Annotated in this window: 9 protein-coding genes and 4 tRNA genes; all 13 read left to right on the top strand. The window is 51.4% G+C overall.

All coding sequences use genetic code 11. The features are described 5' to 3' along the window. The first annotated feature begins 317 nt into the window (after window positions 1-317). The 13 genes from queA (at window position 318) to ABFD83_10610 (ending at window position 9,697) form a co-directional block, all read left to right on the top strand. The gene (gene queA, locus ABFD83_10550) at window positions 318-1,328 is read left to right on the top strand and encodes a tRNA preQ1(34) S-adenosylmethionine ribosyltransferase-isomerase QueA (protein MEN6357510.1); all 1,011 of its coding nucleotides are present in this window, start codon (window positions 318-320) and stop codon (window positions 1,326-1,328) included. Between the two features lie 22 nt (window positions 1,329-1,350). Further along, window positions 1,351-2,256 carry a helix-turn-helix domain-containing protein gene (locus tag ABFD83_10555; protein MEN6357511.1) on the top strand — a complete coding sequence of 302 codons (906 nt, stop codon included), beginning with the start codon at window positions 1,351-1,353 and terminating at the stop codon, window positions 2,254-2,256. A gap of 83 nt (window positions 2,257-2,339) precedes the next feature. Further along, window positions 2,340-3,527 carry a glycosyltransferase family 4 protein gene (locus ABFD83_10560; GenBank protein ID MEN6357512.1) on the top strand — a complete coding sequence of 396 codons (1,188 nt, stop codon included), beginning with the start codon at window positions 2,340-2,342 and terminating at the stop codon, window positions 3,525-3,527. Continuing rightward, on the top strand, window positions 3,524-4,672 hold the full coding sequence (locus tag ABFD83_10565; protein MEN6357513.1) for an aminotransferase class V-fold PLP-dependent enzyme: 1,149 nt from the start codon (window positions 3,524-3,526) through the stop codon (window positions 4,670-4,672). Before ABFD83_10560 ends, ABFD83_10565 begins: the two co-directional genes overlap by 4 nt. Next, window positions 4,669-4,893 carry a DUF3343 domain-containing protein gene (locus tag ABFD83_10570; protein MEN6357514.1) on the top strand — a complete coding sequence of 75 codons (225 nt, stop codon included), beginning with the start codon at window positions 4,669-4,671 and terminating at the stop codon, window positions 4,891-4,893. The genes ABFD83_10565 and ABFD83_10570 overlap by 4 nt, the downstream gene beginning before the upstream one ends. A 52-nt stretch (window positions 4,894-4,945) precedes the next feature. After that, the gene (locus tag ABFD83_10575) at window positions 4,946-5,338 is read left to right on the top strand and encodes an ASCH domain-containing protein (GenBank protein ID MEN6357515.1); all 393 of its coding nucleotides are present in this window, start codon (window positions 4,946-4,948) and stop codon (window positions 5,336-5,338) included. Between the two features lie 15 nt (window positions 5,339-5,353). Next, window positions 5,354-7,108 (top strand): sugar-binding domain-containing protein, encoded by a 1,755-nt coding sequence (locus ABFD83_10580; GenBank protein MEN6357516.1) that lies wholly within the window; start codon window positions 5,354-5,356, stop codon window positions 7,106-7,108. 161 nt (window positions 7,109-7,269) lie between these two features. Beyond that, a tRNA-Val gene (locus tag ABFD83_10585) sits at window positions 7,270-7,345 on the top strand. Window position 7,346: 1 nt separating this feature from the next. Continuing rightward, window positions 7,347-7,423, top strand: a tRNA-Asp gene (locus ABFD83_10590). Between the two features lie 52 nt (window positions 7,424-7,475). Then, window positions 7,476-7,551, top strand: a tRNA-Phe gene (locus tag ABFD83_10595). Window positions 7,552-7,573: 22 nt separating this feature from the next. After that, window positions 7,574-7,649 (top strand) — tRNA-Thr (locus tag ABFD83_10600). Window positions 7,650-7,676: 27 nt separating this feature from the next. Next, window positions 7,677-8,465 carry a sugar phosphate nucleotidyltransferase gene (locus tag ABFD83_10605; GenBank protein ID MEN6357517.1) on the top strand — a complete coding sequence of 263 codons (789 nt, stop codon included), beginning with the start codon at window positions 7,677-7,679 and terminating at the stop codon, window positions 8,463-8,465. A 77-nt stretch (window positions 8,466-8,542) separates the two neighbouring features. Beyond that, a complete protein-coding gene (locus ABFD83_10610) occupies window positions 8,543-9,697 on the top strand; it encodes a hypothetical protein (protein MEN6357518.1) in 1,155 nt (384 codons plus the stop codon). The last annotated feature ends 117 nt before the right edge of the window (window positions 9,698-9,814 follow it).

The raw sequence follows: 9,814 nt of genomic DNA on the forward strand, positions 1-9,814 counted from the left end.
GCTGGCATGATTGTGGCTCGCCTCCTTTATTTTCTCACAAAAATGAATTCGGCGTTGACCGTCCATTTTCATGCCAGCAGCCTCATCTTTTACCTATTAAAATTCCGTAGATTTGACACGCACCCGCCGAGCATTCTTTATTTTTATGACGGCTGTTGATAAACAGTTCGCCGCCTGCTAAATTCATGGCAGCAATATGGCTGCAAATTACATACTTTAACCTTGACATTGCGCCTTACTGAGGATACAATCAAGGTCGTAGGTTTCGTATAGGTTTTGGCGGGCGAAGTTGTACATAATATGTCCGCAATGGTGATATGCATTTAAGTGAGTTTGATTATCCGCTCCCTGAGGACCTGATCGCGCAGGAGCCTCTGGCGCAGCGAGATACCTCCAGGCTGCTTGTTGTAAACAGACAAGACCAGACAATAGAGCACAGGCAGTTCTTTGAAATTCTCGATTACCTGAAAGACGACGACCTTATTGTCTTTAATGATACCAGGGTCACCGCCACCAGGCTCTACGGGCACAAAGAGACCGGCGGACATGTAGAGGCTCTGCTACTGAAGCGTCTGGAGCCGGGTGTTTGGGAAGCCATGGTTAAGCCCGGAAGGCGGGTCGGAGTCGGATGCACTCTTTTATTTGATGGCGGGCTGAGGGGGTATGTCGAAGAGCGCACAGAACAGGGTGGCAGGATTCTAAGATTTAGCGCGGACGGCGACCCGGACGCATTGATTGAGGCGGAGGGCCAGGTGCCGCTGCCGCCGTATATACATAAGCATCTAAATGATCCTGAGCGTTACCAGACCGTGTATGCGCATGCCGGCGGGTCGGCGGCGGCGCCGACTGCGGGTTTGCACTTTACGCCTGAAGTGCTGGATAAGATCGCCGGCAGAGGCATAAAGAAAGTATTTGTAACGCTGCATGTGGGAATTGCGACATTTCGGCCTGTGCGGGTGGACAATATCGATGACCACGAGATGCATACTGAGGAGTTTGAAATTACCAAAACGGCAGCCGATGCGATAAACTCGGCGCCAGGCAGGATAGTATGTGTCGGCACCACTACTGCGCGATGCCTCGAAAGCGCGGCAGTCTCAAAACGGAAGGTAAGGCCCGGCAGAGGGGCAACAAAGCTGTTTATCAGGCCCGGATATGAATTTAAGATTGTGGAAGCGCTGGTGACTAACTTCCATATTCCAAAATCAACTCTGCTGGTGCTCGTGAGCGCATTTGCGGGCAAAGATACTATAAAAAGAGCGTACAAAGAGGCGCTCCGGGAGCGATATCGGTTCCTGAGTTTTGGCGACGCAATGTTTCTATGCTGATTGAGGAGAAGGGGGAAGAGTAATGGCCAACTACGATAACAGATTGGGTGAGTGGTTTAAGCAAGTAGAACGCAGTGCTCAGGAACTTAAAAAGAAAAAAACGGACGACGTTCCGGTGCAAATAGAAGAAACGACCGAACCTGTGGAGCAGATTAGCGCAACATCGCAGCCAAGGCCCGTCAGCCAGCCTGCTCTTGAGGGCCTGGCTGTGGAGAAGACCGAGTCGGCAGTTGCGACTATCGAGTCTCCGGACATAGACGAAAGCACAGTTGGTGAGCCTAGACCGCATATGGATAAGCCTGTGGTCGGGCGAGTCGTAGATACTCCCGGACTCTTCGACGACAATGATGTTTCTCCGGTGGAAGACTTTTTCTCTTTCCTGGACCATAAATCCGAGCATGATGAACAGACAGATGAGGCTCAGGTAACCCAGCCCCAGCCCACTGTTTTAATCGGCAGTGAAGGCACCGGCGTGCCGCGTCCGATCATCTCTGAGCAGCAGACCGAGCAGAGTCAACCTGTTCATGTGCCGGAGACCTCATTTAGACAGCCTGTCGCAGAGCCGACAGTCATAACGGCTAAAGAGGAACCGGCAGTCCGGCAGGACCCAAATCTGCAGGAGAACTGGGACCGTATGCCGCATCACCTGCAGACCCTGTTCGGTATCGCAGGTGAAGAGGTAGCACAGAACTCATATAAAGCATTTAAGGAAAATCGCGGTGAGCTGATCCAGAGGCTTCTGGACCCGCCGCTCACTCTTGAAGAGGCTGCGAGAATACTCAACGTCTGCCCGACTACAGTCAGGCGATATACAAACCGAGGAGTGCTCGCGCACTTCAGAACTGCAGGCAACCAGCGACGTTTCAGGCTCTCCGACGTTTTGAGCTTTATGGAAAGCAATGGCCGCTCTATAAGTGACGCCGACTAAACAAGGCTTTTAACTCAATAACAACTCACTATTGGTGGCGATATTCTATCGCCACCATATCTTTATAACCTAGATTGTAATTCATGCGCATAGGCATTTTTTCGGAAAGTTATGAACCCATAATCAACGGCGTAAGCGTGAGTGTGTGCACGCTGCGCGATGAGCTGTCAAGGCGGGGCCATGACGTGTTTATCTTTGCACCCACGTTTAATGGCTATCGAGATGAGTCGGCCGATGTGTTCAGGTTTCCTTCCGCGCATACTCTACTGATGCGGGACTATCCGTTTCCTATTCCATTTGCTCCTAAACTGCAGCGGAAGTTTGCCTCACTCAAGCTGGATATCGTTCATACTCAGACACCGTTTCTATTGGGTGTTGTGGGAGCCAGATGGGCCAGAAGATACGGCGCGGCTCTGGTCTCGACAAACCATACGCTCTATACTGAATATGCACACTATGTTCCGATCCGGCCTAAGGCTTTTACGCGCAGCTTCTTGATTAAACTCATGAAATGGTACTACTCGGGCTGCGATGCGGTCGTGGTACCCTCAAGCCCGGTAGAAAAGACTCTGCACGCTTACGGAATAAAAAACCGGATCGAAGTCATTAAAACCGGTGTTGTTGCAATTCCACCCTCGGACCCCAAAACACGCAAGGACACAAGAGCGCACTATGGCATCGAGGATGATGAGTTTTTGCTGCTCTATGTCGGCAGGATAGCCCGCGAAAAAAACCTCACCATGCTCCTTGAGGCTTTCAAGAAGGTATCCGTGAAATATGATAAAGCGAGGCTTTTGATGGTGGGAGGCGGACCTGCTCTCGAAGAGACAAAGAGCTATGCATCAGAAATGGGGCTTATGGGAAGAATAGTATTCACGGGTATGCTTAAGCGCCATGAGATCGAACCGATATATACCAGCGCCGACGCATTTGCGTTCCCATCTACCACTGAGACCCAGGGAATAGCGATTTGCGAGGCCCTAAGTGCGGGTCTGCCCGTCGTGGCGGCTAATGCGGGTGGAATTCCCGAGAATGTCCAACCGGGCATTGACGGCTTCCTGACCGAAAACGACCCCGACGAGTTTGCGGACCGAATAGAGTTTCTTATCTCCCATGAAGCCGAGCGCAAGAGCATGGGTGATAAGGCCAGACTCAATGCCTCTGGGTTTTCAATTGAGAGAATGGTAAGTGACTTCGAGAGCTTTTACTCCTCGGTTATCGAGAGTAAGGCCAATACTTCTCCTGTTATGAGTGGCAGGAACCGGACATGATATATCTGGACAACGCGGCCTCGTCATGGCCCAAGCCCGACACAGTTATTGAAGCGATGGTCAGCTATATGCAGGACTCCGGCGGAAACCCGGGGCGCTCAGGTCACCAGCTATCCGTTGAGGCGGGCCGGATAGTATATAATGCGCGTGAGTCCGTCGCCAGGCTGTTCAATGTGAGTGACCCTCTGCGTGTTATATTTGCCATGAATGCGACCCATGCCCTCAACATCGCGCTGAAGGGCACTCTCAAGCCGGGAGATAGAGTGGTGACTACATCAGTCGAGCACAACTCCGTGATGCGACCCCTGCGCGCTCTGGAAAAACAAGGCGTTAATCTCGAAATAGTGAAGTGCGGCCCATCCGGAGAAATCGACATAGCCGATTGGAAAAAGGCGCTTGCAGGCGGAGCAAAGTTGGCAGTAGCGGTGCATGCGAGCAATGTAACCGGTAGAATATTTCCCATAACCGAACTCACTGAGGCGGCTCACAATGCTGGAGTAAAGATCCTAATTGATGCCGCACAGACTGCCGGTGTCGAGAAAATAGATTTGCAGTCCATGGGAATCGACATACTGGCTTTCACTGGTCACAAAGCGATGTTGGGCCCCCAGGGAACAGGCGGGCTGGTTATAGGTGAGTCGGTTAATCCGTCAGAGATAAACCCCATAATGCGAGGAGGAACGGGCAGCGCATCGTCATCCGAGGAACAGCCGGATTTTCTGCCGGACAAGTTCGAGAGCGGGACACCAAATGGTGTGGGCATCGCCGGTCTGGGAGCGGGCGCCCGGTGGATCGCAGAGCGCGGGCTTGATAATATCCGCGCGCATCATGATGATCTAATGCGTCGGCTTGTCTCCGGCCTTATGGAAATAGAAAAAGTGAGAGTATACGGGCCCCGTGCTGATGAACGCCGGGCAGGCTTGGTCTCATTTTCTATAGCAGAGCATGAGAACTCGGATGTCGGGCTGACTCTCGATGAAGAGTATAAAATAATGTGCCGCGTAGGATTGCACTGCGCTCCCGCCGCTCACAAAACTATCGGAACCTTTGCTGACGGCACGATCCGCTTTAGTATTGGCCCGATGACAACTGCTCAGGATATAGACCTGGCTCTTCAGGCAGTAGAGGAGATTGCGTCAAGGTGAGCTACGCAGTAATGACCTTCCACACCACATCATCGGCTTTCCGGGCGGAGAATGTGCTCAAGGCCGCCGGTTTGGAGTGTAAATTGATCCCTACGCCGCGCAAACTATCAAGCGATTGCGGAGTGGCCCTTCGTTTTGACATACTCAAAATAGATGATGTGAAAAGCGTGGTTGAAAGGGCAAATATACTTATAATGATGCTGCAGCCTATGCCTGCTTGACAGCCTACCCAGTGGGGTTTACAATGGCTGCATTACTTATATGGAGTAATATATGTTCGCCATAAACTTCTATCCCGAGCTTTACGCAGATGCCCTGATGCGGGGACGCAAGAGCGCCACTATAAGGCTCGGCGACAAGTCAAATAAATACCAGAGCGGCCAGATCATCTGGATCACCGTCGGTCGGCGATACCAGGTACGCCAGAAACTCTTCACGGCAATAATAGATGATGTCGTGGTTAAGAAGACCGGTGACCTAACCAATATGGACATCGAAAAAGAGAACCTGGAGTTTCGCAGCGCCGAGGACGTGATGACCCTGCTTTCGAGGATATACGACCGCGTAGTTACCCCCATGGATACTGTCACCATCATCACATTCTCCCCTGTAAGGGAAGCCGGAAGCAGAGAAGAGTTTGAAGAGATATTCGACCGCTGGGTCTGATTGAGGGTAGACGCTGTGAACATTAATATGATCGCTCCGCTGGCTTGCTGCTGCCTGCTTGCTGCCACGATATGCCACGCAAATAGTGCCGATTTGAACTATCCCCGACCGGATTTTCGACGCGATGCCTGGGTAAGCCTTGACGGCAAATGGGATTTTGCGTTCGATGATAAGGATGCGGGTCTGAGTAAAAAATGGTTCGCCGGACATAAGCTCGACCGTAAAATAAACGTCCCCTACCCCTATCAGACAAAGCTTTCCAGCATTGGCGAAACGGACCCTCATAAGGTAGTGTGGTATTCGCGAAGTTTTCAAGTGCCCGCCGGGTTCGCAGGTAAGCGAGTTCGGCTCAATTTCGGCGCGGTGGATTACGCAGTGACAGTCTGGATCAACGGAAAAGAAGCGGGACAGGACGAGGGTGGCTATGTGCCGATGAGCTTCGATATCACTCCATTCCTGCAAGATGGCGATAATGAAGTTGTAGTCAGAGTATTTGACGACCCGACTGACCCCGCTCAGCCGCGCGGTAAACAGCGCCCTGCCGGACTCAATCGCTGGCACTACACGCATATAACCGGCATATGGCAGCCGGTTTGGCTGGAAGCTGTGCCGGAGAGCGCCATAGAGTCTTTTAAGATTACACCCAGGCTGGAACCGCGTGGGGCTGATATTGCAGTAGATGTATCCGGCGGAAGTGAAGTAAAGGCAAGTGTTTTGCGCGATGGCAAGAAAATTACAGTCGCGTCGGCCTCTGTAGTTAACAAACATGCAAAGCTGAGTATATCAATGCCTGACGCAGAGCTTTGGTCGCCCGACAATCCCGCGCTCTACGATCTGAGCCTTGAGGTATTGCAAAATGAGATGCCTGTAGACAAAGTGCAGTCTTACTTCGGCATCCGAACAATCTCCATTGACGGCAACAAGATTCTGCTCAATAACAAACCGGTCTGGCTCAATATGGCCTTGGTGCAGGGATATTGGCCGGACGGACTATTGACTCCGCCGTCGCCGGAAGACTATGTCAAGGATATCCAGTGGTGCAAAGAACTCGGCTTGAATGGAATCAGGATGCACCAAAAGGTGGAAGACCCGCGCTTCCTGTATCTGTGCGATAAGATGGGTCTGCTGGTATGGGGAGAGATGGCGAATGCGGCTGAAGGGCACTTTTCCGAGAGAGCGGTAAATATTGCAAACGCAGTCTGGGAACGCGCCATCAAACGAGACTACAACCATCCGTGCATTATGACCTGGACCTACTGCAATGAGTGGTGGATGCATACCGGCAAAGAAGCAAACCAGATTATGTCATACGCCAAAGCATATCAGCTCTTGAAAAGTCTTGACCCGACCCGGCCTGTTATCGATAACAGCGGCTATTTGCATGTAACAACTGATATATACGATCTTCACGGCCATAGTAATGAGGAGATTATATCTTGGGCAAGCGGCACGCTCGACACGGAGCCTTCTTGGCCTCTAATGCCTATAGCGGACAATAGTTATCATGGTGAGCCCATTGTTCGCAGTGAATGGGTGCAGAACGATTTTGATAAACCGGATGAAGCATGGTATGAAGGTTACGCTAAAAATGTCGTTGATACTGCAAGGTCAGGCTTTATATGCGGCCAGTGTTATGTGCAGCTCAATGACATCGAAACTGAGCTTAACGGCTACATGACCTATGATCGAAAGTGGAAAGTAGATGTGAAGCGCATAGCCGATATACATGCCAAGGCAACCCGGATATATGAAGAGGGGCTGAAAAAATAGGGGCTCGGCACAACATACAATTGCTGCGGATTTTTGCGGGCAATTGGGTTGACATCATAAGAGGCGTCTTGTTATAATTAACCTTGCGTGGAGGAGTAGGACACCCAGAGAGCCGCGATTGTCAGAGTGATGCACATTTGTGGCGCTGATTGCTCAATCGAGGGCGAATAGCTCAGTTGGGAGAGCGCTTCCCTTACAAGGAAGATGTCGGGGGTTCAAGTCCCTTTTCGCCCACCATGGGGGTGTAGCTCAGCTGGTTAGAGCGCCTGCCTGTCACGTAGGAGGTCGCGAGTTCAAGTCTCGTCATCCCCGCCATTTGGTCGGAGGTTCATATGAGCCTCCGACTTGCGACATAAGCCCGGGTCGTGCCGAGGTAGCTCAGTTGGTAGAGCAGCGGACTGAAAATCCGCGTGTCGCCAGTTCAACTCTGGCCCTCGGCACCATTTGTCATCAAGACACTGGCTGGCCGACGTAGCTCAGTTGGTAGAGCAGGGCTTTCGTAAAGCTCAGGTCGTGGGTTCGAATCCCTCCGTCGGCTCCATCTTCATCCAACTTCCACGAGGACATTTTGAACACCGTATCCGGCAGGCCGAGAAAAATCACTAAAGCCGTAATACCCGCCGCGGGAAAAGGCACCAGACTTCTCCCCCTCACTAAAGCCGTCCCCAAAGAGCTTATTCCACTCGGGAAAAGACCAGTTCTCGAATATATTATCGATGAACTTGTTGCCTCTGGGATCACGCAGGTTCTATTCGTCATATCCGAAGACAAGACTGCGATTCGCACTCATTTTGGCGATCAGGCTGACGGCGTGCGGTTTGATTATACCTTCCAGGCTGAGCAAAAGGGCCTGGCCGACGCTGTCTATTGCGCTAAGGACTGGGTGGCAGACGACCCGTTCGCAGTCGTGCTTGGCGACTCCATAATCACCACGGATCAGGATGTGCTTCCGTTCAAGAGAGTGCTGGATATATATGAGCGCACAAATGCATCTGGTGTGATAGTGGTTCAGAAGACCCCGCTCGATGAGGTCTCACGTTATGGGATCGTGAAACCCAAGCGCTCGGTTGCCCCTGAGTTCGAGATAGACGGGCTAGTCGAAAAGCCCAAACCCCAGGATGCCCCAAGTGAGTATTCCATAGCGGGCAGATATGCCTTCGATCCCATGATATTCGAGTGTATCGAGCGCACACCTATCGGTGCAAACGGCGAATATCAGATCACAGACTCAATCGGCTGCATGCTCGCAGGCGGAAGCGAGGTGTGGTGCGTAGCCCTAGGAGAAAAAGAGGTCCGGCGCGACATAGGCACGTTTGAGACATACTTCGAGGCTTTCGAACTGGCAATAAAAGAATAAGCAAACTGGCATTAGTCGATTGAAATAAGCTCCAGAAAACCGGGGTTGTTCTAATAGAACATATACGGAGGGGATTTATGAAAAAGGCTTTGCAGTTAACATTTATACTGATGCTTGCAAGCATCTCAGTTGCCTCATATTCTCAAGGCAAGACCAGTGTCGACCCCAGCACAATCTCGTCAACAGCCGCATCAACAAGCGAAATCGACACCAGGCTATCTCAAAAGATCACTTACGACAGCGGCTATAAGCGGCTGCATGTGGTCACCGATGATCTCAGCCGAATCAGCGGAGTACCTATCGGCTGCGGGCGAAATACAAAAGACTGGCGCGTACGCGACATACCACTTGTTGTATGCGTGAAAGATATGCCTCTGGGTAAGCTCCTGCGTGCAATAGCCGATTCCACTCACACATGGTTTGCATCCGAAAAGATAGGCGACAACAGCACCAAGACCTATCGGATATATCGCAGGCAGCAGGAAGAGCAGAAGATAGACGATTTCTTTAAGAGCAGGCACGAGTCAAGACTTGCAAATGCCAAATGGCAGTGGGAAGCTTTGAAAGCATACGGCAAATCCAATGAAATCACCTGGCCGGACGGTATGTCACACACTGCACAAGACATCAAGAGAGCAGCACTGCTCATCGCCACTCTAGGCGAAGACTCGGAAGACCGTATGCTTGCCGGCGAGACATTCAGCTTTAAGGGCAGCGACCCTGCTTACCGTGACATCATTGAGCAGATGTATGCCGAAAGCGTCAATAATATAAAGGTAGACAACCACGATTTGCCTTCTCCGACTGCCGAGTATATCGATAGCGCTGCAGTAAAGATCAAGCTAGTGGACAAGGGCGAAGAGGGCGATACGAGCTTATCGGCCTTTTTGGGTCCCATTATGTATACGCAGACATCGTGGGGTTCTGGCTGGGTAAATATGGGGGCTTACTCGCTTGACGGGAAAATACCTGGCTTGCCGCCTCGCCCCAAGGAAATAACCTGCCCCTCCCTGAAAGATGATATGGCAAACCCCGCTATGGTTCCACTCGACAGATACTCGGGTGAAAACTGGAACAGCCCGAAACTAAAAGCCAAAATTGATATCGATAAGCCGGAAACCGTCAAGAACGCCACATTCGCCGAGTTGATCAGCACGGTTGCAAAAGCAAGCGGGTTGAATATTGTGACAGAGGATTTCACCAGTCACCGACTTTTCAAAGGCAGTCAGTAACCTCCGGCAAAGCCGGAGGCTTGGAATATAGGAACCGCTCAAAGCGGTTATCTGTTCGTCATTTATGAGCCGCCCAAGGCGGCATCAACATAGCTTGAGTTGATCGATTCTCTTGTC

Source organism: Armatimonadota bacterium, assembly GCA_039679645.1.
In the GTDB taxonomy this organism is placed as follows: domain Bacteria; phylum Armatimonadota; class UBA5829; order UBA5829; family UBA5829; genus UBA5829.

Bases quoted from the DNA above. Each gene is read 5' to 3' on its own strand.
- queA (MEN6357510.1), top strand. From the start codon at position 318: ATGCATTTAAGTGAGTTTGATTATCCGCTCCCTGAGGACCTGATCGCG.
- ABFD83_10555 (MEN6357511.1), top strand. From the start codon at position 1,351: ATGGCCAACTACGATAACAGATTGGGTGAGTGGTTTAAGCAAGTAGAA.
- ABFD83_10560 (MEN6357512.1), top strand. From the start codon at position 2,340: ATGCGCATAGGCATTTTTTCGGAAAGTTATGAACCCATAATCAACGGC.
- ABFD83_10565 (MEN6357513.1), top strand. From the start codon at position 3,524: ATGATATATCTGGACAACGCGGCCTCGTCATGGCCCAAGCCCGACACA.
- ABFD83_10575 (MEN6357515.1), top strand. From the start codon at position 4,946: ATGTTCGCCATAAACTTCTATCCCGAGCTTTACGCAGATGCCCTGATG.
- ABFD83_10610 (MEN6357518.1), top strand. From the start codon at position 8,543: ATGAAAAAGGCTTTGCAGTTAACATTTATACTGATGCTTGCAAGCATC.